This is a genomic window from Ideonella sp., assembly GCF_044358605.1.
Classification (GTDB): Bacteria; Pseudomonadota; Gammaproteobacteria; order Burkholderiales; family Burkholderiaceae_C; genus Ideonella.
The window spans coordinates 111,576-134,544 of the sequence record NZ_JBIKNQ010000001.1 but is presented as its reverse complement, the minus strand read 5'-3'; the positions used below and the strand labels follow the sequence as shown (position 1 = coordinate 134,544).

The window sequence follows — 22,969 nt, the reverse complement described above, 5'->3', positions numbered from 1 at the left end:
TTTATTCAGCGCCAGCCCAGGGATGCAATTTTATAATCGCGGCCCATGACTGTTTTCTCGCTGGGTTTGAACCACACCTCGGCACCGCTGGATTTGCGGGGCCGGTTTGCGTTCGCCCCCGAGCAGCTCACTCCAGCCCTGCGCGCTTTGCACGAGCAACTTCGCCGCGCTGCGCCCGAAGCCGCCATTCTCTCCACCTGCAATCGCACCGAGCTGTATGTGGCGGCCCAGGTGCCGCGCCCACAAGAAATTGTGCGCCCCGCCTTGGAGTGGCTGGCCGCCCATGGTGGGGTGAGCAGCGAGCAACTGCTGGCCCACACCTATGTGCGCGAGGACCGCGAGGCCGCCCGCCATGCCTTCCGCGTGGCCTCAGGTCTGGACTCCATGGTGCTGGGCGAGCCGCAGATCTTGGGCCAAATGAAGCAGGCGGTGCGCGGCGCTGATGAAGCCGGCACTTTGGGCACCACCCTGCACCAGTTGTTCCAGCGCTCGTTTTCGGTGGCCAAAGAGGTGCGCACCAGCACCGAGATTGGCGCGCACTCCATCAGCATGGCGGCCGCCGCGGTGCGCCTGGCTTCGCAGTTGTTTGAAGACCTGCGGGAGATCAAAGTGCTGTTTGTGGGCGCGGGCGAGATGATTGAGCTCGTGGCCACGCACTTTGCCGCACGCGAGCCCAAGAGCATGACGCTGGCCAACCGCACCCTAGAGCGCGGTGAAAAGCTGGCCAGCCGCTTTGGCGCTCAAGCCATCCGCCTGGCTGACCTGCCCACGCGCCTGCATGAGTTTGACGCAGTGATCTCCTGCACCGCCAGCACCTTGCCCATCATTGGCTTGGGCGCTGTGGAGCGAGCTTTGAAGGCACGGCGCCGCAAACCCATGTTCATGGTCGACTTGGCCGTGCCGCGCGACATTGAGCCCGAGGTGGGCCAACTCAGCGATGTGTATCTCTACACCGTGGATGACCTCACCGAGGTGGTGCAAACCGCCGGTGAAAAGCGCCAAGCGGCCGTAGAGCAAGCCGAAGCCATCATCGACGCCGGGGTGCAAAGCTTCAGCCATTGGCTGGACCAGCGGGCCAGCGTGCCCTTGATCCAAGCCCTGCACAAACAGGCCGACACCTGGCGTGAGGCCGAGTTGGCCCGTGCCCGCAAAGCCTTGGCCAAAGGGGCTGACCTGGACAAGGTGATGGACGCCCTGACCCGCGGCCTGACGCAAAAAATGCTGCATGGCGCGATGGCTGAGCTGCATGCCAGCGAAGGCCCGCAGCGCCAGCATTTGGCCGAGACCGTCTCGCGCCTGTTCTTGCGCCAAGCACCGCTGGACCCCGCAGGCGAGGCCGCTTCGCCACCTAGCCCTGAGCCCGGCTCGCGCTAGCGACGCTGCTTGTTGCAGGCGCTGCAGGCCGATGGCCCAGAGCGCGGCAAACCTGACGTCAGGGCGTTTTGGCGCCCTCACCTTTTGCACTCACAGGCCGCGGCCCGCCCCCTTCTCAGCCGCCGCCTCAAACGCCCGACGGAGCCCCCATGAAAGACGCCATGCGCGTGCAATTGCAGCGGCTGGAGATGCGCCTCTCTGAGCTGGATGCCAGCCTCGCCGACCCGCGCTTGGCGGCCGATATGCAGCGCTTTCGCGCCCTGGCGCGCGAGCAGGCCGAAGCGGCCGAGGTGGTGGGCCTGTTCAGGCGCTATGAGCAGCGCGAGCGCGACCGGGCTGCGGCCCAAGAGATGCTGGACGACGCCGACATGGGTGAGATGGCGCGAGAAGAAATCAAAGAAGCCGACGCCGACATGGTGGACTTGCTGGAGGCCTTGCAAACCGCGCTGCTACCCCGCGACCCGGACGACGACCGCAATGCCTTTGTGGAAATCCGTGCGGGCACGGGGGGTGATGAGTCCGCCTTGTTTGCCGCCGACCTGACGCGCATGTACCTGCGCTATGCCGAAGGCCAAGGCTGGCGGGTCGAGGTGATGAGCGAGAACGCCTCGGACCTGGGCGGCTACAAAGAAATCGTGTTGCGCTTTGAAGGCAGCCGGGTCTATGAGCGCATGAAGTTTGAGTCCGGCGGCCACCGCGTTCAGCGCGTGCCGCAGACCGAAAGCCAGGGGCGCATCCACACCAGCGCTTGCACCGTGGCGGTGATGCCCGAGCCCGACGAAGCCGCCGAGGTCACCCTGAACCCGGCCGATCTGCGCATCGACACCTTCCGCGCCAGCGGCGCGGGCGGCCAGCACATCAACAAGACCGACAGCGCGATCCGCGTGACCCACCTGCCCACCGGCTTGGTGGCCGAGTGCCAAGACGACCGTTCGCAGCACCGCAACAAAGCCAAAGCCTTGGCGGTGCTGCAGGCCCGTCTGCAAGACAAAGAGCGCAGCGAACGCCAGGCCAAAGAGGCCGCCACCCGGCGGGAGCTGGTGGGCTCGGGCGACCGAAGTGACCGCATCCGCACCTACAACTTCCCGCAAGGGCGGCTGACCGACCACCGCATCAACCTGACGCTCTACAAGCTGGACCAGATCATGAACGGCGATCTCAGCGACGTGATGGCGGCTCTGCAAGCGGCCCGGGCCCAGCAGCAATTGGCGGCCTTGGAGAGCGGGCAGTGAGCGGGATCAGCATCGCCCAGGCGCTGAAGCAAGCGATGAGCGCGGCACCCGGGCCCGCGCTGGACCGGGTCGATGCCTTTGCGCTGCTAGGGCATGTTGTGCAGCGCGAGCGGGCTTGGCTGATCACCCATGACGAGCAAACCCTGACGCCCCAGGCAGCGGCTCAGTTTGAACAGCTCTGTGCGCGCCGCCAGCGCGGCGAGCCGGTGGCTTACCTCGTGGGGGAGCGCGAGTTCCATGGCCTGCGGCTGGCGGTCAACCCCGCTGTGCTGGTGCCCCGCCCGGACACCGAGACCCTGGTGGACTGGGCCCTGGAGTGGCTGGCGCAGGCCGATGCGGCGCGTCCAGCCCAGGTGCTGGACCTGGGCACCGGCAGCGGCGCCATCGCGCTAGCCGTGCGCCAGGCCTGCCCCCACTGCCACATGACGGCCGTGGACCTCAGCCTAGCTGCGCTGGCCCAAGCTCAAACCAACGGAGAGCGCCTGGGCTTGCCGGTGCACTGGCGCCAAGGTTCATGGTGGGACGCCGTAGCCGGGCAGCGCTTTGACCTGGTGCTCTCCAACCCGCCCTACATCGCCGAAGGTGACCCCCATTTGGCGGCCCTGCAGCATGAACCGAAGATGGCCTTAACCTCGGGTGCCGACGGCCTGGACGACCTGCGGCGCATCATCGCTCAGGCGCCTTCGCACCTGAACCTGGGCGGCAGTCTGCTGCTGGAGCATGGCTGGGACCAGGCTGATGCCGTGCAAGACCTGCTGCGCCAAGCGGGCTTTGAGAACATCAGCAGCCGGGCTGATTTGGGCGGACAGTGGCGTTGCACGGGTGGGCAGAATTTAAGGGTTAACACTTAAATCCGCGAGTGAAGCTGTGGGATAGAGGGTACTTTGCCGCGTTGTTAACACCCTGTTTCGAGAGCATCGCAGTAGGATGCGCTTCAGGGACGGTGAACTGCCGATATCCAGACAGTGTCGTCCAAGGGCTGAACTGCCCTGCCAATCTTGGGAGAGTCATCATGCGCCCCTCTAGCCTCACAGCCGCTGTACTTTGCGCCCTGCTGGTGCTTGTGCCCGCTGCTCAGGCGGCGGGGGAAGGGCTGCGCCCGGACCCTCAACGCGATCCTTGGCCACAGTGGCAGAACCGGCTGGCGAATTTGAATAGCCCAGCAGCGACGGCTGGCCTGGGCTTGGGCAATCACCTCCCGCTGGGGTCGGCCCGCTGGAGCGGAGACCATTATTTCAGCTGGGGTCGCTTGAGCGACGCTGGCGGCCTGCGTGCCACCGGGGCTTTGCTGTGGCCGAGTGCCAAGTCGCAGCTCGACAGCAACCCCTTCAGCAGCCCATGGTGGCGGCAGGCCACAGCCAGTGGCACCGCCTGGGCAGCGCATGACCCAGACGCCCCCAGCACGCCCGCAGCCTATGTGGGCTTGGGCTACAGCGCCTACTGGGCCAAGCTGGGTATCGGCCTAAGTGCTGACCTGGGCATGGTCTCTCAGCGCCCCAGCCAATTGCTGCAAATGGGCCGCGGCAATGAGAGCCTGTGGCGCAGCCTGCAGGTCTCGCCCATGCTGCAAGTGAACCTCTCCTACGCGTTCTAGCGCCTGTTCACGGCATACTCAGCACTACAAACCAGCGGGGTTTGAGACGCTCGGCGAGCGCTCCAACCCCGCTTTGCCGTATAAACCCGGCTTCACTTCTTGAATTTGCAGAGCATTCCATGGACGACGTACAGCAACGCATCGATCAACTCGTGAAGAGCAACAAAGTGGTGCTCTTCATGAAGGGTACCGCGCAGTTCCCCCAGTGCGGCTTTTCGGGCCGTGCGGTCCAGGTGCTCAAAGCCTGCGGCGTGAGCAATCTGGTGACCTTCAATGTGCTGGAAGACGAAGGCGTGCGCCAGGGCATCAAGGACTATGCCAATTGGCCCACCATTCCCCAGCTCTACATCAATGGGGAGTTCGTTGGCGGCTCGGACATCATGATGGAGATGTACCAGTCGGGCGAGTTGCAGCAAACGCTGTCTGCCTGAGCCTTCTGACCCTACCTGCGTTAGCGCACCATGGCGACCCCCAGCGCACCGCGCATCATTGTCGGGATCACGGGGGCCTCCGGTGCGCTGTATGGCGTGCAACTGCTGCAGCGCCTGCGCGAGGTGGGCGCGCACACACACTTGGTGGCCACACCGGCCGGCATCTTGAATGTGCACCATGAGCTGGGGCTGGACCGCGCCGGGCTGGAAGCCCTGGCCAGCGAAAGCCATTCGCCGGGCGACATCGGTGCCTGCATTGCCAGCGGCAGCCACCGCACCCAGGCCATGGTGGTGGCGCCTTGCACCATGAAGACCTTGGCCGCCCTTGCGCATGGCTTTGGCGACAACCTGCTGACGCGTGCCGCCGATGTCACGCTCAAGGAGCGGCGTAGGTTGATCCTGATGGTGCGTGAAACGCCCTTCAACCTGGCGCACCTGCGCAATATGACGGCGGTGACTGAGATGGGCGGTGTGATCTTCCCGCCGCTGCCCGCCTTCTATCACCGCCCTCAAACCATCGAAGCGCTAGTGGCCGACACGGTGGAGCGGGTGATGGAAATGCTGGGCGTGGCTGAGGCCCAGCCGCAGCGCTGGACGGGGCTTTGACTCAGTCCGGCGGCAGCCACAGCCGCCGCGAGGCCATCACCGCATTCGGATATTCGGCCCTGCCCCGGCTGCCGTTGTAGCGGCCCAGGCCCATGAAGAGATCGCCCTTTTCGCGATCTAAGTAATGGCGCAGGATCACGCAGCCAAATCGCATATTGGTCTGCATGTGAAACAGCTTGGCGGGGTCGCCATCACCAATCAGTCGAGCCCAAAAAGGCATGACTTGCATATAGCCGCGCGCGCCCGCCACGCTAATGGCGTACTTGCGAAAGCCGCTTTCCACCTGCACCAGGCCCAGCACCAGCGCCGGCTCCAGGCCTGCACGCTTGCTTTCGTACCAAAGCGTCTCCAAAAACTCCAAGCGGGTTTGGGTTTCTGATTTGCGGCGCTTGAGCCGGTCGCTCATGGCGCCCAGCCATTTCAGGTAGACCAAGCGGTCTTCCACCCGGTCGAACTGAACCTTGGGCGGCGAGCCATCGGCCACCGCAGCCGCCAAAGCACCCCGCACGGAGTCTGCCAAAGGCTCTTCCGCTTGGCGGCCGGCCCAAGCCGGAGCGCCCAAGCCCATGCCCGCCAGCCCCGCCGCCGAGGCCAGCACACTGCGCCGAGACAGGCCAAGCTGCGCAGCACGGCTGTGCAGTGGCAGGGAGTCAGGCGCAGCCAGCGTCATGCGGCCAAACGCGTGCGAACCAGGGCCAGCACATCCGCCACGGCCACTTTGCTGGCCTCTGCATCCCGGCGGCCTTGCAGCTCCAGCTGGCCTTCCTTCAAGCCACGGTCGGAGATGACCACGCGCAGCGGCACGCCGATCAACTCCCAGTCGGCAAACATGGCACCGGGGCGCTCGCCACGGTCATCCAAGATGACATCCACGCCGGCGGCTTGCAGCTCGGCATACAAGCTGTGCGCCGCTGCCTTGACCTCTTCGGAGCGGTCCATGCCGATGGGGCACAGCGCCACTTCAAAGGGGGCAATGGTGGAAGGCCAGACGATGCCACGCGCGTCATGGTTTTGCTCAATGGCCGCGCCCAAGATGCGGGTGACGCCAATGCCGTAGCAGCCCATCACAAAATGCTGGGGCTTGCCGTTCTCGTCCAGGAAGGTGGCGTTCATGTCCTTGGAGTATTTGGTCCCCAGCAAGAACACATGGCCCACTTCGATACCGCGCTGAATGGCCAGCACGCCTTGGCCATCCGGTGAAGGGTCACCCTCCACCACGTTGCGTAGGTCGGCCACGGCATCGGGTTCGGGCAGGTCACGACCCCAGTTCACGCCAGTCAGGTGGAAGTCCACCTCATTGGCGCCGCAAACGAAGTCACTCATCAAGGCCACGGTACGGTCTGCGACCACCTTGACGGGTTTCTTCAAGCTCACAGGGCCTAGGTAGCCTGGCTTGCAGCCGAAGTGGTCTTCGATCTCCGCCAAGGTGGCAAATCGGAAACCAGCCTTGAGGCCCTCGACCTTGCTGGCCTTGACTTCGTTCAAGTCATGGTCGCCGCGCAGCAGCAGTAACCAGACGGTGGACTTGGCGATCTCGCCGTGCTCATTGAGTTCATCCGTGGCAAGAGCCAAGGACTTCACCGTCTGAGCCAAAGGCAAGGCCAGCAACTCAGCCACGTCAGCGCAGGTGCTCTTGCCAGGTGTCGGCGTCTTGGCCAGCGCTTGTGAGGCTGCGCCACGCGCCGGTAGCAGAGCCACGCCTTCAGCCAACTCGATGTTGGCGGCGTAGTCACTGGTCGGGCAGTAGACGATGGCGTCTTCACCCGTGTCTGCGATCACTTGAAACTCATGCGAGATTTCGCCACCGATGGCGCCGGTGTCCGCCGCCACGGCACGGTACTGCAGACCAAAGCGGTCGAAGATGCGCTTGTAGGCATCGAACATGCCTTGATAGCTGACGGTGGCGGCTGCCACATCGCGGTCGAAGGAGTAAGCGTCCTTCATGGTGAACTCGCGTCCACGCATCACGCCAAACCGGGGGCGACGCTCATCGCGAAACTTAGTTTGGATGTGATAGAAATTCTTGGGCAACTGCTTGTAGCTGCGCAGCTCTTGGCGCGCCACATCGGTGATGACCTCTTCCGAGGTGGGCTGGATGATGAAGTCACGACCATGGCGGTCTTTGACGCGCAGCAGCTCCGGCCCCATCTTGTCAAAGCGGCCGGTCTCCTGCCACAGCTCGGCCGGCTGGACCACCGGCATCAGCATCTCCAACGCACCCGCGCGGTTCATCTCTTCGCGGATGATGGCTTCGACCTTGCGAATGACCCGCAGGCCCATGGGCATGTAGTTGTAGATGCCGGCGCCCAAGCGCTTGATCATGCCGGCCCGCATCATCAGCTTGTGGCTGACCACTTCGGCGTCGGCGGGGGCTTCTTTGAGGGTGGAGATGAAGAACTGGGAGGCTTTCATGGGCGCAGCTTTGGGAAGGCAACTGAACAGCAGAGGCCCTGTTCGGGTAAGCGAGAGACTGCTCACCCTGGCCTCGCGGTGCTATATTGGTTTCAGTTCAAAAATTGGGGTTTGATTATGCTCGACCGCGAAGGCTACCGGCCTAACGTCGGCATCATCCTGCTCAACTCGCGCAACCAGGTTTTCTGGGGTAAGCGCTTGCGTACCCACTCCTGGCAGTTCCCGCAAGGGGGCATCAAGTATGGCGAGTCGCCTGAGCAGGCGATGTTCCGCGAATTGCATGAAGAAGTCGGCCTGCACCCGGAGCACGTCCAAATCTTGGCGCGCACCCGCGACTGGCTGCGCTACAACGTGCCCGATCACTTCATCCGCAAGGATGCGCGCGGCCACTACAAAGGCCAAAAGCAGATTTGGTTTTTGTTGCGGCTGCTGGGCCGCGACAGTGACATGAACCTGCGTGCCACCAGCCACCCAGAGTTCGACGCTTGGCGTTGGAACGATTATTGGGTACCGCTGGACGTGGTGATCGAGTTCAAGCGCGGGGTCTATGAAATGGCGCTGACCGAGTTGGCGCGCTATCTACCGCGCCCGCACCATCACAACCGCTATCTGCGCAGCGGCATGCGCAGCGGTGAGCGACGCGAGCCCCATGACGAGGCCCCACCCATTGCAGAGGTCAGCCCTGAGATGACGGGGCAGCCGCCCCCGTGATGACTAGGTTGTCGCGGTGAATCAGCTCGGGCTCGTTGGTAAAGCCCAGCAGCGCTTCAATCTGCGATGAAGGCTTGCGGGCAATGAGCCGAGCCTCGGTGCTGGCGTAGTTGGCCAGGCCTCGGGCAATCTCAACCCCACCGCCGGAGCGCACGGCGATCACATCCCCGCGGTGGAAGTCACCCTCCACGCCCACCACGCCGATGGGCAGCAGGCTCTTGCCCTCGTCGCGCAGCTTGATGACGGCACCGTCGTCTACCGTAACGGCGCCGCGCAGTTGCAAGTGATCGGCCATCCATTGCTTGCGGGCCGCCAGTTTGGCGGTACCTGCCAGCAGCGCGGTGCCAATGGATTCGCCTTGGGTCAGGCGCAGCAGCACATCCGGCTCGCGGCCCCAGGCGATGACGGTGCTGGCACCACTGCCAGCGGCGCGCTTGGCCGCCAAAATCTTGGTGATCATGCCGCCCGTGCCCACGCCGGAGCCGGCACCACCGGCCATTTGCTCTAGCACCGGGTCGCCGGCCTGTGCCACGTCGATGAAGCGGGCGTCGGGGTTCTTGCGGGGGTCGGCGCTGTAGAGGCCACGCTGATCGGTCAGGATGACCAGCGCGTCGGCTTCCACCAAATTGGCCACGAGTGCGCCCAAGGTGTCGTTGTCGCCAAACTTGATTTCATCGTTGACGACAGTGTCGTTCTCGTTGATCACCGGAATGACATGCAGACCCAGCAGCGTCAACAAGGTGGAGCGGGCATTGAGGTAGCGCTCTCTGTCGGCCAAGTCGGCGTGGGTGAGCAAGACTTGCGCGCTGCCAATACCGTGCTCGGACAGCTTGCTTTCGTACATCTGCACCAAGCCCATTTGACCCACGGCCGCAGCGGCTTGCAGCTCGTGCAACTCTTTGGGGCGGCTGGCCCAGCCCAGGCGCTTCATGCCTTCGGCAATCGCACCGCTGGAGACCATGATGACCTCTTTGCCTTGGCTGGCCAGTGCCGCCAACTGACGGCACCAGGTGCCAATGGCTTCAGCGTCCACCCCCCGGCCCTCGTTGGTGACCAGGCTGGAGCCCACCTTCACGACAATGCGGCGGGCGTTCTTGAGGGCGTCAGTCATCCGAGGCTCACTGGTCAGCAGAGCGATCAAAGCGGGGGTCGAGGTCGACATCGGTGCGGTCGAAGCGCGGATCAGGCTCGGGCGGTGGCGGGGTTTGCTCGGCCGCCACATGCGCCCAAATGGCGTGAATCAAGGGCTGCAGGCCTTCACGCGCCAGGGCCGAGATCTCGAACACCGGGCCCTTCCATTTGTAGCGCTTCACAAAATCTTTAATGCGCTTGACCCGCTCGTCCTCAGGCACCATGTCGAGCTTGTTGAGCACCAACCAGCGCGGCTTGCTGTGCAGCTCTTCGTCGTACTTTTTCAGCTCGGCTACGATGGCTTTGGCCTGCGCAACCGGGTCGACCGCATCATCAAACGGTGCCAAGTCCACGATGTGCAGCAACAAGCGCGTGCGCTGCAAGTGGCGCAAGAAGCGATGGCCCAAGCCAGCACCTTCCGAGGCGCCTTCGATCAAGCCCGGAATGTCGGCGACGACAAAGCTTTTTTCGGGGCCGACACGCACCACCCCCAGGTTGGGGTGCAAGGTGGTGAAGGGGTAATCCGCAATCTTGGGCCGGGCATTGGAGATGGCCGAAATCAAGGTGGACTTGCCTGCATTGGGCATGCCCAGCAGGCCCACGTCGGCCAGCACGCGCAGCTCCAGCTTAACCTTGAAGCCCTCACCAGGCCAGCCTGGGGTGTGCTGACGTGGCGCCCGGTTGGTCGCCGTCTTGTAGTGCAGGTTGCCAAAGCCGCCGTCACCGCCCTTGGCCAGCAAGGTGGGGGTTTCCGGGTCCAGCAACTCGGCCATCACGCGGCCGGTTTCGACGTCGGTGATGATGGTGCCCACCGGCATGCGCAAAATGATGTCGTCGGCGGCAGCACCAAAGCAGTCCGCGCCGCGACCCGACTCGCCGTTGCGCGCTTCGTGGCGGCGCGCATAGCGATAGTCGATCAGGGTGTTGAGGTTGCGGTCTGCCACAGCGTAAACACTGCCGCCACGCCCGCCATCACCCCCATCGGGGCCGCCGAACGGGATGAATTTTTCGCGGCGAAAGCTCGCGCAGCCCGCGCCGCCGTTCCCGGCAGCGATGTCGATGGTGGCTTCGTCAACGAATTTCATGATGTTCAGCGCCAAAAAGGAAAAGCCCCGGATGGCCGGGGCTTTGAGCCGCCCCCGAGTTTGGGGAGCGAATCGGGACCTGCTGGGATTACAGCGGAGTCACGATGACGGTGTGGCGATTCAGCTCGCCCTGCACCTTGAAGGACACGGTGCCATCAACCAGTGCAAACAGCGTGTGGTCACGGCCCATGCCGACATTGGTGCCAGCGTGGAACTTGGTGCCGCGCTGACGCACGATGATGGACCCTGCCGAGATGGCCTGGCCACCGAAGGCCTTCACACCCAGCATCTTTGGTTTGGAGTCGCGGCCGTTACGCGTTGAGCCGCCGCCCTTTTTCTGTGCCATGGATCAGTACTCCTTGGATCAGCCGTTGACCGCGCTGATTTCCAGCTCGGTGTAGTTCTGGCGATGACCGCCATGCTTCTGGTAGTGCTTACGGCGACGCATCTTGAAGATGCGAACCTTGTCATGACGACCATGCGCCACGATAGTGGCCTTCACGCTTGCACCGCTCACCAGGGGAGTCCCGACCTTCAGTTCAGCGCCGTTTCCGACAGCCAACACCTGATCAATCACGATTTCCTGGCCAACGTCCGCAGCAATCTGTTCTACCTTGATCTTTTCGCCGGCTGCAACTTTGTATTGCTTGCCACCGGTTTTTATGACCGCGTACATATATGACCTCTCAAGAACAATGCTCTGAAACCTGTTTCCAGAGCTTCTTTACCTCGCACCTCCAAAGCCCACCACTCCCGGCAGACCCATTACGGGCGAGCCAAAGATTCTAGCACGACCTACAACTGACCGCAAACACCCCAAGATAGCCAGGCGTAGCGCCGTGCGACAGGCTTCTTATAATCAGCCGCTTTGCCGCCCGCCCGCCTGCGCACATCATCATGTCGTCCGCCACCACCACTGCTACAGCCGCCCCCCGCCCGCAGGACCCCATGGCGGCCCAGATGGCGAAAGTGGATGACGTTATTCGCGCGCGCCTATCTTCCGATGTGGCGCTGATCGAGCAGATTTCGCACTACATCATCGGCGCAGGGGGTAAGCGCATTCGCCCGCGCTTGGTGCTGCTGTTTGCGCAAGCACTGGGTTATGAAGGAGAGCACCAGTACGAGTTGGCCGCCATCGTGGAGTTCATCCACACCGCCACCTTGCTGCATGACGATGTGGTGGATGAGTCCTCGCTGCGCCGCGGACGTGAAACTGCCAACGCCTTGTTCGGCAATGCTGCGTCGGTGCTGGTGGGCGACTTCCTGTATTCCCGCGCCTTCCAGATGATGGTGTCGGTGAACCGCATGCGGGTGCTCGAGGTCTTGGCCGACGCCACCAATGTGATCGCTGAAGGCGAAGTGCTGCAATTGCTGAACATGCACGACCCTGACATTGCGGTTGAGCAATATTTGCGGGTGATTCGCTTCAAGACAGCCAAGCTGTTTGAAGCCAGCGCGCGCTTGGGCGCCGTGATCGCCGATGCCTCCAAAGAAGTGGAGGACGCCTGCGCCGCCTATGGCCGCTCACTCGGTACAGCCTTCCAGTTGGTGGACGATCTGCTGGACTACGAAGGCCACACTGAAGCACTGGGCAAGAACGTGGGCGATGACCTTCGTGAAGGCAAACCCACGCTGCCACTGCTGGTGGCGATGGAGCGCGGCAGCGCCGAAGAGCGACAGCTCATTCGCCACGCTATCGAGCATGGCGAGGTTGAGCGCCTGGCCGAGATTGTGGAACTAGTACGGCGCACAGGCGCTCTGGACGCCACTCGCGACGCCGCCCGTCTGGAGGCTCAGGAGGCCAGCGCCTGCATTTCCACTTTGCCCCCCTCAGCGGCTTCGCGGGCTCTGCTAGAATTATCGGCTCGATCGGTTGAGCGCTCGTCCTGAGCGCTGGCAACTTTGGTCGCACGGGGTGTAGCTTAGCCTGGTAGAGCGCTACGTTCGGGACGTAGAGGCCGGAGGTTCGAATCCTCTCACCCCGACCACTTTGGAGTTGGGTGACTGCAATGGTCACCAGTTTGATGCCTGCTCCTCCCTCCCCTTTCTCCGACGCTCAAGTCCTCAGTTAATGGCACTGTGTGCGCAGTCTGTCACTGCACAGGGTCACTCGTGTTTACAGGCCCGAGCGCATCGGCGATGATGCTCCATTGTGGATTTTTTGCGCGCTGAACTAGCTGCCCTGCCGTGGATACGCTGAACGAACTCCCCTCCGCTGCCCTCTCTGGCGTTGCCCGAGTCTTGGTGCATGGCGGTCGCCTCACGGCCAAAGCTGCAGAGGAACTGACGCTTCAAGCCAAAGATCGCAAGGTCAGCTTTGTGGAGGCGCTGATCAGCTCCAACACCATGACGCCGGTGTCCTTGGCGCACTCTCTGGCTCATGCCTTGTCAGTACCCCTGCTGGACTTGGACGCGATTGACGCCCAGAGAATCCCTCGTGGTTTTTTGGATAGCAAGCTGATTGCGCAGTACAAGGTGCTGCCTCTTGGCAAGCGTGGCAGCCGCCTGTTTTTGGCCTGCGCCGACCCCACCGACCAAGAAGCCAGTGAGCGCATCAAGTTTGCGACGCAGCTTTCACCAGAATGGATTCTGGTGGAGCATGACAAGCTCAGCATGCGCCTTCAGGAGCAAAGTGCCAGTGCCGCTCAGGCGCTTGAGGCCATCTCCACCACCGATTTCGACTTTGAAGTCTCAGCCGAAGAAGAGGCCGCCCCCGCCAATGCAGAGGCCGTGGCCGAGGTGGAAGACGCACCGGTCGTGCGCTTTCTTCAGAAGATGCTGGTAGACGCCATCAATATGCGGGCCTCGGACTTGCACTTCGAGCCTTATGAGTTCAATTACCGGGTTCGCTTCCGTGTGGACGGCGAGCTCAGAGAAATTACCCAGCCACCGATTGCCATCAAGGACAAGCTGGCCTCGCGCATCAAGGTGATTTCGCGCTTGGATATTTCCGAGAAGCGTGTTCCCCAAGACGGCCGGATGAAGCTGCGTTTCGGCACCAAGTCCATCGATTTTCGGGTCAGCACACTGCCAACGCTGTTTGGCGAGAAGATCGTGATCCGTATCCTGGATTCGTCCAGCGCCCGGCTGGGCATTGAGGCACTGGGCTATGAGCCGGTCGAAAAAGAGCGGCTGATGCACGCCATCCGCAGACCTTACGGCATGGTGCTGGTGACTGGCCCCACAGGTAGCGGCAAAACGGTGTCGCTCTATACCTGCCTGAATATCCTGAACCAGCCAGGCGTCAACATCTCGACCGTGGAAGACCCGGCTGAAATCAACTTGCCCGGTATCAACCAAGTCAATGTCAATGACAAGGCAGGGCTGAATTTTGCCTCTGCACTGAAAGCCTTCCTGCGGCAAGATCCAGACGTGATCATGGTCGGCGAAATCCGAGACTTGGAAACTGCGGACATTGCGATCAAGGCCGCGCAAACCGGGCACTTGGTGCTGTCCACCTTGCACACCAACGATGCGCCCTCAACCCTGAATCGTTTGTTGAACATGGGCGTAGCGCCCTTCAATATCGCCGCCAGTGTGCTGTTGATCACGGCCCAGCGCTTGGTTCGCAAGCTTTGTGAAAACTGCAAGTCCCCTACTGAATATCCTCGCGAAGCCTTGCTCAAGGCTGGTTTTCGGGAAGAAGAGTTGGATGGCACCTGGAAGCCGTACAAGGCTGTGGGCTGCTCGTCTTGCAACAATGGTTACAGAGGTCGGCTTGGGATTTACCAAGCCATGCCGATATCGGATGAGATAGAACGCCTGATCATCACGCAGGGCACCGTGGCAGAGATCGCCGCCCAAGCCCAGCGGGAAGGCGTTCGCGATCTGCGTCAGTCGGGTCTGGTCAAGGTCACGCTCGGGGCAACCACCCTGGAAGAGGTGATCTCCGCCACCAATGAATGAGATCTGCAGCACTGTTGCAGATCAGTTAAATCACCGTGGGAGCGCTTGGAGGCTCAATGGCAACAGCAACAGCGGTTAAAGGCATCAAAGATTACATCTTTGAATGGGAAGGTAAGGACCGCAACGGCAAGATTGTGCGGGGCGAGCAGCGCGCCGGTGGCGAAGCGGCCGTCACGGCCAGCTTGCGTCGTCAAGGCGTGCTGGTCACCAAGATTCGCAAGCGCCGCACCTCGGGCGGGCGCTCGATCGGTGGCAAAGACATTGCCATTTTCACCCGCCAGTTGGCGACCATGATGAAGGCTGGCGTGCCCTTGCTGCAGGCTTTTGACATCGTGGCGCGCGGGAGCGCCAACCCTCGGATGACGCGCCTCTTGACCGAGATTCGGTCCGAAGTGGAAACCGGCACCAGTTTGTCAGCCGCCTTCAGGCGTCATCCCAAATACTTCGATACGCTTTACTGCAATTTGGTGGAAGCCGGTGAGGCCGGCGGTATCTTGGAGGAGTTGCTGAGCCGCTTGGCGGTCTACCAAGAAAAGACCTTGGCCATCAAGCAAAAGGTCAAGTCGGCACTGATGTACCCCACCGCAGTGTTGGTGGTGGCCTTCATCGTCGTGGTCGTGATCATGCTGTTTGTGGTGCCAGCCTTCGAGAGCGTGTTCAGCAGCTTCGGTGCGCAATTGCCCACCCCCACCCTCATGGTCATCGCCATGAGCAAGTTCTTTGTCAATTACTGGTGGGCCATGTTGCTCGTGCTGGGCGGCGGCGGCTATATGTTCGTCCAGACGTGGCGGCGCTCAGAGCACATGCAGTTGGTCATGGACCGCTTCATGTTGAACATGCCCATTTTTGGCGACTTGGTCCGTAAGTCCGTCATTGCGCGCTGGACGCGCACCCTGTCCACCATGTTCGCAGCCGGCGTTCCCTTGGTCGAAGCCCTGGATTCGGTGGGGGGCACGTCGGGCAATGTGGTGTATGCCAAAGCCACTGAACAGATCCAGCGTGATGTGGCAGCTGGTGGCGGCTTGACACTGTCCATGAATGCTTCGGGCGTGTTTCCGAGCATGGTGCTTCAAATGGCGGGCATCGGCGAAGAGTCTGGCGCCTTGGACGATATGTTGGGACGCGCTGCCGAGTTCTATGAAGAGGAAGTCGACGAGATCGTCAAGGGTCTTTCCAGCCTGATGGAGCCCATCATCATTGTGGTCTTGGGTACCATCATTGGCGGCATCGTGGTCGCCATGTACCTGCCCATCTTCAAGCTCGGCCAAGTGGTCTAAGCAGCGATGTTCGACCTGACCGCCCTGCAGTGGCTGATCGCCCCTGCACCACTGCTGGTGCTGGGCCTGTTGATTGGCAGCTTCTTGAATGTGGTGATCCACCGCATGCCGCTCATGCTGGAGCGTGGCTGGCTGGGTGACATTGCCGATTTTCTGCAAGACCGCAAGACGCTGGATCGCGTGTTGGGAGATCAAGCGGTCAAGCGCTTGGGCGACCCTGCCGGCCAAGGCCAACGCTTGGCGGCAGAACTGGCGCAACTCCCGCGCCTGGGTCTCTCAAAGCCTCGTTCACGCTGCCCGCATTGTGGGCATCAGATCACCTGGCACGAGAACATTCCCCTGCTGAGCTGGCTGATGCTCAAAGGCCGTTGCTCGGCGTGCAAGGCCCCCATCTCGGTGCGCTATCCGCTCATTGAGCTGCTCACTGGCCTGCTGTTTGGCGCAGTGGCTTGGCGCTTTGGCGCCAGTGCTGCCACCATCGTGTATTGCACCGCCACCGCCGTCATGGTGGCAGCCGCCTTCATTGACCTGGATACCACCCTGCTGCCCGACAACCTGACCTTGCCGCTGATCGCGCTCGGCCTGATTGCCGCCTGGCTGAAATGGACTCCCGTCTCCCTGCCCGATGCAGCACTGGGTGCGGTATTTGGCTACCTCTCGCTTTGGTCCGTGTCCACCGTCTACGGCTTGATCAAAGGCCAAGTCGGCATGGCCGAAGGCGACTTCAAGCTCTTGGCGGGTCTGGGCGCCTTGTTGGGTTGGCAGGCCTTGCTGCCCATCATCCTGATGTCCTCGGTGGTGGGGGCAGCGATCGGCATTTTTCTGATCGTGGCCAAGGGGCATAACCGCGAGGTCCCGATCCCCTTCGGCCCTTATCTGGCCGGCGGTGGCATGGTCGTAATCTTGATGGGGCATCAGGCCGTGATGAGCCTCATCAACATTTGAGACCAAGATGCCGGCAGCCCTGCGCATCGGCCTGACCGGCGGCATCGGCAGTGGCAAAAGCACCGTCGCCGCTCTGCTGGCTAGCCGAGGCGCACTGGTGGTCGATACCGACGCCATCGCACGCAGCCTGACAGCCCCGGGCGGTGCAGCGCTCCCGGCCATCGCTCAAGCCTTCGGACAAGACGCCATCGGCCCAGATGGCGCACTGGATCGCGCGAAGATGCGCGAGCGCGTTTTTGGCAATGTCGAGGCGCTCAAGCAGCTAGAAGCCATCTTGCACCCCCTCATCCAGGCACAGGCGCAAGCCCAGGCCCAGGCGGCGCGGGCGGGTCAAACCGTGGTGTTTGATGTACCGCTGTTGGTCGAATCTGGCCACTGGGTCAGCCGAGTCGACAAAGTGTTGGTGGTGGACTGCAGCACCGAAGAACAAGTGCGCCGCGTGATGGCGCGCAGCGGCTGGACCGAGGCCGAGACCCAACGGGTGATCGCCAAGCAAGCCAGCCGCCAAGCACGCGCTGCTGTGGCCGATGCGGTGATCCTTAACGACGGCATCAGCCTGTCAGCCTTGGCGCAGGAGGTAGATGCCGTGTGGGATCGTTGGCATCCACCTGATTCAACAGATTGAAACCTCCGCGCTGTGGAACAATCCACGCTCACCGCACTTGGGTCTGGACATCATCTTGGTTCTCTACGAATACCCGTTCAACGAAGGCATCCGCACCATGCTGCGGCTCGAACACCTGTTCGGGCGCCTGGAGATGCTGGTGGCCCGGGACGATGCGGTCGACCACCACTTTGCCTTGGTCACGCTGTTCGAGATCATGGATGTGGCCTCGCGAGCGGACTTGAAGTCCGACGTACTCAAAGAGTTGGAACGCCATCGCAACCAGTTGCAGAGCTACCGCGGCCATCCCGGTGTGTCCGAGAAGGCCCTGGATGAGGTCATTGACCGCATCGACCACACCCACGGTGCGCTCAATCAAGTTTCCGGCAAGGCTGGGCAGGCCCTGACCACCAACGAATGGCTGATGAGCATCCGCAGCCGCATCAGCATTCCGGCCGGCACTTGCGAGTTTGACTTGCCCGCCTACTTTGCTTGGCAGCAGCACCCGGCCACGGCCCGGCGTGCCGACTTGGGCAAGTGGATCGCCTCGCTGGTGCCTTTGGCCCAAGCCCTGCAGTTATTGCTGCGCCTGCTGCGCGATGCCGGCGTGCCCCACCGTGTGGTGGCCAAGGGCGGGCAGTATCAACAAAGCTTGCCCCAAGGCAAGACCTACCAACTCTTGCGCGTTCGCATCGACCCGAATTGCGGTTTGGTGCCGGAGATCACCGGCCATCGCCTGATGGTGTCCGTGCGTCTGATGCGCCCCGATGCCGACGGCCGCCTGCGCCCCGCCACCGAAGAAACGGCGCTGGACCTGGCGCTGTGCGCCTGATAGCGCCCTTGATCTGTTGCGACGATGACCGCCCCCACCCCTACGCCCGCCTTGACCAAGGCCATTGAAGTGGCTTGCCCCGGCTGCGGCGAAGCCACGTGGTATTCGGCCCAAAACCCCTACCGGCCTTTTTGCAGTGCGCGCTGCCAGGGCCATGATTTCGGCGCCTGGGCGAGCGAGCACTACCGCGTCAACGCCGCCCCCACAGCAGCACAAGACGAAGAGTAAGTAGCCACTCTCTGTAGTGGGTACAGCATGGGCTATGTCTGCCCTCTTGAAACCGCACAAGCCGCCCCTATAATGCTTGTTAGCACTCGATTGAGTGGAGTGCTAACAAGCATTCGTCACCGCTGCTGAGGTGGTGACTCCCAAGGTGAATGGGTGGCGTGCACTGCGCAACCCCACCCTCTTTGTCTGACCCTTATCCGTCTTAGGAGACGCAATGAAACTCCGTCCGTTGCATGATCGCGTGATCGTCAAGCGCCTGGAACTTGAAACCAAGACCGCTTCCGGCATCGTCATCCCCGACAACGCCGCAGAGAAGCCTGACCAGGGCGAAGTCTTGGCTGTGGGCCCCGGCAAGCGCAACGACAAGGGCGATTTCGTGGCCCTGAACATCAAGGTCGGTGACCGCGTGCTGTTCGGCAAATACTCTGGCCAGACCGTCAAGGTCGACGGCGAAGAGCTGCTGGTCATGAAAGAAGACGACCTGTTTGCCGTGGTGGAAAAGTGAGTCGCCCAGCGATTTACTTTCGTCAAAGGCTCTCTGGGCAGCGCCGAGAGATCGGGCTGAAGCCCCGCCTAAGACAGCCGCCGCACACTTCACATTGAACACCTGAATTCGGAGAAATCAACATGGCAGCAAAAGACGTCATCTTTGGCGCAGACGCCCGTCACCGCATGGTCGAAGGCGTGAACATCTTGGCCAACGCGGTCAAGGTCACCCTGGGCCCGAAGGGCCGCAACGTGGTGCTCGAGCGCTCCTTCGGCGCCCCCACCGTGACCAAGGACGGTGTGTCCGTGGCCAAAGAAATCGAGCTGAAAGACAAGCTCCAGAACATGGGCGCACAGATGGTCAAGGAAGTTGCTTCCAAGACCTCTGACAACGCTGGCGACGGCACCACCACCGCGACCGTGCTGGCTCAGGCCATCGTGCGCGAAGGCATGAAGTACGTGGCCGCCGGCATGAACCCGATGGACCTGAAGCGCGGCATCGACAAGGCGGTCACCGCCTTGGTGGCTGAGCTGAAGAAGGCCTCCAAGGCCACCACCACCTCCAAGGAAATCGCGCAAGTCGGCACCATCTCTGCCAACAGCGACGACTCCATCGGTGAAATCATCGCCTCGGCGATGGACAAGGTGGGCAAGGAAGGCGTCATCACCGTTGAAGACGGCAAGAGCCTGAACAACGAGCTGGACGTCGTCGAAGGCATGCAGTTCGACCGCGGCTACCTGTCGCCCTACTTCATCAACAACCAAGAAAAGCAATCCGCGATTCTGGACAACCCCTTCGTGCTGCTGTACGACAAGAAGGTGTCCAACATCCGTGACCTGCTGCCCACGCTGGAAGCCGTGGCCAAGGCTGGCCGTCCGCTGCTTATCATCGCTGAAGAAGTCGAAGGCGAAGCCCTGGCGACTCTGGTGGTCAACACCATCCGTGGCATCCTGAAGGTCGTGGCTGTCAAGGCTCCGGGCTTTGGCGACCGCCGCAAGGCCATGCTGGAAGACATCGCCATCCTGACCGGTGGCAAGGTCATCGCTGAAGAAGTCGGCCTGTCCCTGGAGAAGGTCACCCTGGCCGATCTGGGCCAAGCCAAGCGCGTCGAAGTGGGCAAGGAAAACACCATCATCATCGATGGCCATGGTGCTGCTGCCGACATCGAAGCCCGCGTCAAGCAAGTTCGCGTGCAAATCGAAGAAGCCACCTCTGACTACGACCGCGAAAAGCTGCAAGAGCGCGTGGCCAAGTTGGCTGGCGGTGTGGCCGTCATCAAGGTCGGTGCTGCCACCGAAGTCGAGATGAAGGAAAAGAAGGCCCGCGTTGAAGACGCCCTGCACGCCACGCGCGCTGCTGTGGAAGAAGGCATTGTGGCTGGTGGTGGCGTGGCGCTGCTGCGCGCCCGTCAAGCCGCTGGCCACATCAAGGGTGACAACGCTGACCAAGACGCCGGCATCAAGCTGGTGTTGAAGGCCATCGAAGCCCCCTTGCGTGAGATCGTGGCCAACGCCGGTGGCGAGCCTTCGGTGGTGGTCAACGCCATCCTGGCGGGCTCGGGCAACTACGGCTTCAATGCGGCCAACGACACCTATGGCGACATGATCGACATGGGCATTCTGGACCCCACCAAGGTGACCCGTACAGCCCTGCAAAACGCTGCTTCGGTCTCCAGCCTGATGCTGACCACCGAGTGCATGATTGCCGAAGCGCCTAAGGATGACGCTCCCTCTATGCCCGGCGGCGGCATGGGTGGCATGGGCGGCATGGGCATGGACATGTAATTTGTCTGGCCCAGGCTTCACAGCCTTCAGCCAAAAGGCCACCTTCGGGTGGCCTTTTTTCGTTCCAGCCCATGGACAATGCATCGCATGTTCGCGCGACTGATTTATCTGTTATCTGGCCTGCTGCTGGCTCTGCCCCCCCTGTATGCGGCTGACGTGGCCGCCGCTACCCAAGCCCATACCCGGCCGCGCATTGGCCTGGTCTTGTCAGGTGGCGGCGCCCGAGGCTTTGCCCACATCGGGGTGCTCAAGGCCTTGGAGCGCCAAGGCATCGTCATCGACGCCATTGCCGGCACCTCCATGGGCGCTATCGTCGGTGGGCTCTATGCCAGCGGCATGTCCGCCGATGAGATTGAGCGCGAACTGCTGTGGGTGAACTGGAACCTGCTGTTCGCCCCTCGCGTCAGCCGTCAGCAGTTGTCCCAGCGCCGCAAAGAAGAAGACTTTGAGATCGCCACCGCCGTCGAGCTGGGCTTTCGCGACGGCGAATTCCGAGCCCCGCAAGGCACCGTCTCCAGCCGTGGCCTGGAAACCCTGCTGCGGCGCTACACCCTGCCCGTTCGCGCGGTGCAGCACTTCGATCAACTGCCCATCCCCTACCGTGCCGTGGCCACGGACATGGAGACCGGTGACGCCGTGATCCTCGACAAGGGCGACCTCGCCACCGCCATGCGCTCCAGCATGAGTGTGCCCGGCGTGTTCCCACCCATTGAGGTCGATGGCCGCGTTTTGGGCGATGGCGGTTTGGTCAACAACCTGCCCGTCGATGTGGTGCGCGCCATGGGCGTGGACGTGGTGATCGCCGTCAACATCGGCACGCCGCTCTCTGGCCGAGACACTTTGAACTCCGTCATCGGCCTGACCGCTCAAATGGTCAACATCCTGACCGAGCAAAACGTCAAGCGCAGCCTGGCGACCTTGGGCGCCTACGACGTGTTGATCGCCCCGGACCTGGGCAGCTTGACCGCCGCAGACTTTGACCGCACCAAGGACTTCATCGCCGCTGGCGAGCAAGGCGCGCAGGCCCACCAGGCGCGCTTAGCGGCACTGGGGCGCCCTTCTGCACAGTATGCTCAATGGCGCCAGGCACGCAAAGTGCCTGAGCCTCCGCCCGTGGTCTTGGACTTCGTGGCCTTTGAAGGCACGGAACTCACCAACCCCGCACGCTTTGCCAACCAAATGCAGTCTCGCCCCGGCGAGCTGTTTGACCCCGCCGCTGCCGCCCGCGATGTGCGGGCCTTGGCCGCCACGGGTGACTATGTGCGCGTGGACTACCACCTGGCCCACACCACGGATGGCCACGGCCTGGTGTTGGACATGGAAGACAAGCACTGGGGGCCTAACTACCTGCGGGTGGGCCTGGACTTGTCCACCGACTTCAGCGGCCGCAGCGCCTTCAACATCAAATTGAGCCACAACCGCCACTGGCTCACGGCCAATGGCACGGAGTGGCGCAACCGCGTGCAGATCGGCGAGACACCCCAGGTGTTCAGCGAGATTTATCACCCTTTAACCCGCACCATTGGCACCACCAACGACTGGTTTGTGTCTGGCCATGTGCTGGGCGAGAGGCGCCTGCAAACGCTGTTTGATGCGCAGGGCGTAGCGTCCAGCGAATGGCGCCGCAGCAGTGGCCGCCTGGGGCTGGATGTCGGCCAACCCTGGGGCAGCTTCGGAGAGTTCCGCCTGGGCCTGATGCTGCAAGGCGGGCACAACAGCCCCTTGCTCTTGGGCGCCAACTTCAAGGGTTCAGCTCAAAGCGACTCCTGGCGCGAGACCGGCCTGCGCCTGCGTGCCGTGGTCGATCAACTCGACTTTGCCAACTTTCCCCAAAGTGGCTATCGCCTAGAAGGCGAAGCCGTGCTGGGCCGCCGCACCACCGAGCAAAGCAGCCGCATGGCCCGCCTGGAAGGACAGGCCACGCTAGCTTGGACACGGGGGGCCCACACCCTCAACCTGCATGGCGTGATCAAGGCAGCCGATGCTCAATCTGACAGCCTCGTCGGGCCCTATACGCTTGGGGGCTTCCAACAGCTCTCCGGCTACCGACCTGGACAGGTCGCGGGCAACGCCCTGATGCTCGGTCGTTTAGGTTGGTACATGCGCGTCGCCCAACCCCCCATCTTTGCCCGCGCCTTGTTTGTCGGGGCATCGGCCGAGTTGGGGCAAGCCTGGGCCAGCCGCCGCGACATGACATTCAGCGGGCTGCGCGGTGGTGGGAGCCTTTACCTCGGCGCCGACACCGGCATCGGCCCCATGTACCTGGGCCTGACCTGGGCGCCAGACGGTGAGCCGGGCTTAGCCTTGTTCATCGGCAGACCCTGAGCTCC

Annotated in this window: 23 protein-coding genes and 1 tRNA gene; 18 read left to right on the top strand and 6 right to left on the bottom strand. The window is 62.4% G+C overall.

Going from position 1 to position 22,969, the window contains the following annotated elements:
• Positions 1-45 precede the first annotated feature (45 nt).
• The 6 genes from hemA to ACIQ3Q_RS00610 all read left to right on the top strand — a co-directional run bounded on the left by hemA (position 46) and on the right by ACIQ3Q_RS00610 (position 5,237).
• Positions 46-1,374 carry a glutamyl-tRNA reductase gene (gene hemA, locus ACIQ3Q_RS00635; protein ID WP_396267008.1) on the top strand — a complete coding sequence of 443 codons (1,329 nt, stop codon included), beginning with the start codon at positions 46-48 and terminating at the stop codon, positions 1,372-1,374.
• Positions 1,375-1,523: 149 nt separating this feature from the next.
• Positions 1,524-2,606, top strand: a complete 1,083-nt coding sequence (gene prfA / locus ACIQ3Q_RS00630; protein ID WP_396267006.1) for a peptide chain release factor 1 — start codon at positions 1,524-1,526, stop codon at positions 2,604-2,606.
• Between the two features lie 5 nt (positions 2,607-2,611).
• A complete protein-coding gene (prmC, locus tag ACIQ3Q_RS00625; protein ID WP_396267044.1) occupies positions 2,612-3,457 on the top strand; it encodes a peptide chain release factor N(5)-glutamine methyltransferase in 846 nt (281 codons plus the stop codon).
• A gap of 161 nt (positions 3,458-3,618) precedes the next feature.
• A complete protein-coding gene (locus ACIQ3Q_RS00620; protein WP_396267005.1) occupies positions 3,619-4,200 on the top strand; it encodes a hypothetical protein in 582 nt (193 codons plus the stop codon).
• A 119-nt stretch (positions 4,201-4,319) separates the two neighbouring features.
• Positions 4,320-4,631, top strand: a complete 312-nt coding sequence (grxD, locus tag ACIQ3Q_RS00615; RefSeq protein WP_396267004.1) for a Grx4 family monothiol glutaredoxin — start codon at positions 4,320-4,322, stop codon at positions 4,629-4,631.
• A 30-nt stretch (positions 4,632-4,661) separates the two neighbouring features.
• Positions 4,662-5,237 carry a UbiX family flavin prenyltransferase gene (locus tag ACIQ3Q_RS00610; RefSeq protein WP_396267003.1) on the top strand — a complete coding sequence of 192 codons (576 nt, stop codon included), beginning with the start codon at positions 4,662-4,664 and terminating at the stop codon, positions 5,235-5,237.
• Between the two features lies 1 nt (position 5,238).
• Here ACIQ3Q_RS00610 and ACIQ3Q_RS00605 read toward each other — a convergent pair whose 3' ends face one another.
• Both ACIQ3Q_RS00605 and ACIQ3Q_RS00600 read right to left on the bottom strand, forming a co-directional pair.
• The gene (locus ACIQ3Q_RS00605) at positions 5,239-5,907 is read right to left on the bottom strand and encodes a lytic transglycosylase domain-containing protein (RefSeq protein WP_396267002.1); all 669 of its coding nucleotides are present in this window, start codon (positions 5,905-5,907) and stop codon (positions 5,239-5,241) included.
• Positions 5,904-7,649 carry a proline--tRNA ligase gene (locus ACIQ3Q_RS00600; RefSeq protein ID WP_396267001.1) on the bottom strand — a complete coding sequence of 582 codons (1,746 nt, stop codon included), beginning with the start codon at positions 7,647-7,649 and terminating at the stop codon, positions 5,904-5,906. Before ACIQ3Q_RS00600 ends, ACIQ3Q_RS00605 begins: the two co-directional genes overlap by 4 nt.
• Before the next feature lie 117 nt (positions 7,650-7,766).
• Here ACIQ3Q_RS00600 and ACIQ3Q_RS00595 point away from each other — a divergent pair, with 117 nt between their 5' ends.
• On the top strand, positions 7,767-8,360 hold the full coding sequence (locus ACIQ3Q_RS00595) for an RNA pyrophosphohydrolase (RefSeq protein ID WP_396267043.1): 594 nt from the start codon (positions 7,767-7,769) through the stop codon (positions 8,358-8,360).
• Here ACIQ3Q_RS00595 and proB read toward each other — a convergent pair.
• From proB to rplU, 4 genes are all read right to left on the bottom strand, one after another.
• The gene (gene proB, locus ACIQ3Q_RS00590) at positions 8,326-9,471 is read right to left on the bottom strand and encodes a glutamate 5-kinase (RefSeq protein WP_396267000.1); all 1,146 of its coding nucleotides are present in this window, start codon (positions 9,469-9,471) and stop codon (positions 8,326-8,328) included. The two genes, ACIQ3Q_RS00595 and proB, sit on opposite strands and share 35 nt — an antisense overlap.
• Before the next feature lie 7 nt (positions 9,472-9,478).
• On the bottom strand, positions 9,479-10,576 hold the full coding sequence (gene cgtA, locus ACIQ3Q_RS00585) for an Obg family GTPase CgtA (RefSeq protein ID WP_396266999.1): 1,098 nt from the start codon (positions 10,574-10,576) through the stop codon (positions 9,479-9,481).
• A gap of 88 nt (positions 10,577-10,664) precedes the next feature.
• On the bottom strand, positions 10,665-10,922 hold the full coding sequence (rpmA, locus tag ACIQ3Q_RS00580; protein WP_210808415.1) for a 50S ribosomal protein L27: 258 nt from the start codon (positions 10,920-10,922) through the stop codon (positions 10,665-10,667).
• Positions 10,923-10,940: 18 nt separating this feature from the next.
• A complete protein-coding gene (gene rplU / locus ACIQ3Q_RS00575; RefSeq protein WP_210808413.1) occupies positions 10,941-11,252 on the bottom strand; it encodes a 50S ribosomal protein L21 in 312 nt (103 codons plus the stop codon).
• Positions 11,253-11,473: 221 nt separating this feature from the next.
• Here rplU and ACIQ3Q_RS00570 point away from each other — a divergent pair, with 221 nt between their 5' ends.
• From ACIQ3Q_RS00570 to ACIQ3Q_RS00520, 11 genes are all read left to right on the top strand, one after another.
• A complete protein-coding gene (locus tag ACIQ3Q_RS00570) occupies positions 11,474-12,466 on the top strand; it encodes a polyprenyl synthetase family protein (protein ID WP_396266998.1) in 993 nt (330 codons plus the stop codon).
• A 21-nt stretch (positions 12,467-12,487) separates the two neighbouring features.
• Positions 12,488-12,564, top strand: a tRNA-Pro gene (locus ACIQ3Q_RS00565).
• Positions 12,565-12,763: 199 nt separating this feature from the next.
• Complete coding sequence (gene pilB, locus ACIQ3Q_RS00560; protein WP_396266997.1) at positions 12,764-14,482, top strand: type IV-A pilus assembly ATPase PilB; 1,719 nt, start codon at positions 12,764-12,766, stop codon at positions 14,480-14,482.
• 56 nt (positions 14,483-14,538) lie between these two features.
• Positions 14,539-15,759: a type II secretion system F family protein gene (locus ACIQ3Q_RS00555; protein WP_396266996.1), complete on the top strand. Its 1,221-nt coding sequence runs from the start codon at positions 14,539-14,541 to the stop codon at positions 15,757-15,759.
• Between the two features lie 6 nt (positions 15,760-15,765).
• A complete protein-coding gene (locus tag ACIQ3Q_RS00550) occupies positions 15,766-16,704 on the top strand; it encodes a prepilin peptidase (protein ID WP_396266995.1) in 939 nt (312 codons plus the stop codon).
• Positions 16,705-16,711: 7 nt separating this feature from the next.
• Positions 16,712-17,329: a dephospho-CoA kinase gene (gene coaE / locus ACIQ3Q_RS00545; RefSeq protein ID WP_396266994.1), complete on the top strand. Its 618-nt coding sequence runs from the start codon at positions 16,712-16,714 to the stop codon at positions 17,327-17,329.
• A gap of 55 nt (positions 17,330-17,384) precedes the next feature.
• Positions 17,385-18,140, top strand: a complete 756-nt coding sequence (gene zapD, locus ACIQ3Q_RS00540; protein WP_396267042.1) for a cell division protein ZapD — start codon at positions 17,385-17,387, stop codon at positions 18,138-18,140.
• A 24-nt stretch (positions 18,141-18,164) separates the two neighbouring features.
• Positions 18,165-18,368: a DNA gyrase inhibitor YacG gene (locus ACIQ3Q_RS00535; protein ID WP_396266993.1), complete on the top strand. Its 204-nt coding sequence runs from the start codon at positions 18,165-18,167 to the stop codon at positions 18,366-18,368.
• A gap of 214 nt (positions 18,369-18,582) precedes the next feature.
• Entirely contained in the window at positions 18,583-18,873 is a 291-nt protein-coding gene (gene groES, locus ACIQ3Q_RS00530; RefSeq protein WP_396266992.1) for a co-chaperone GroES, read from the top strand.
• 122 nt (positions 18,874-18,995) lie between these two features.
• Positions 18,996-20,639, top strand: a complete 1,644-nt coding sequence (gene groL / locus ACIQ3Q_RS00525) for a chaperonin GroEL (RefSeq protein WP_396266991.1) — start codon at positions 18,996-18,998, stop codon at positions 20,637-20,639.
• Positions 20,640-20,726: 87 nt separating this feature from the next.
• On the top strand, positions 20,727-22,964 hold the full coding sequence (locus ACIQ3Q_RS00520) for a patatin-like phospholipase family protein (RefSeq protein ID WP_396266990.1): 2,238 nt from the start codon (positions 20,727-20,729) through the stop codon (positions 22,962-22,964).
• Positions 22,965-22,969: the final 5 nt, after the last annotated feature.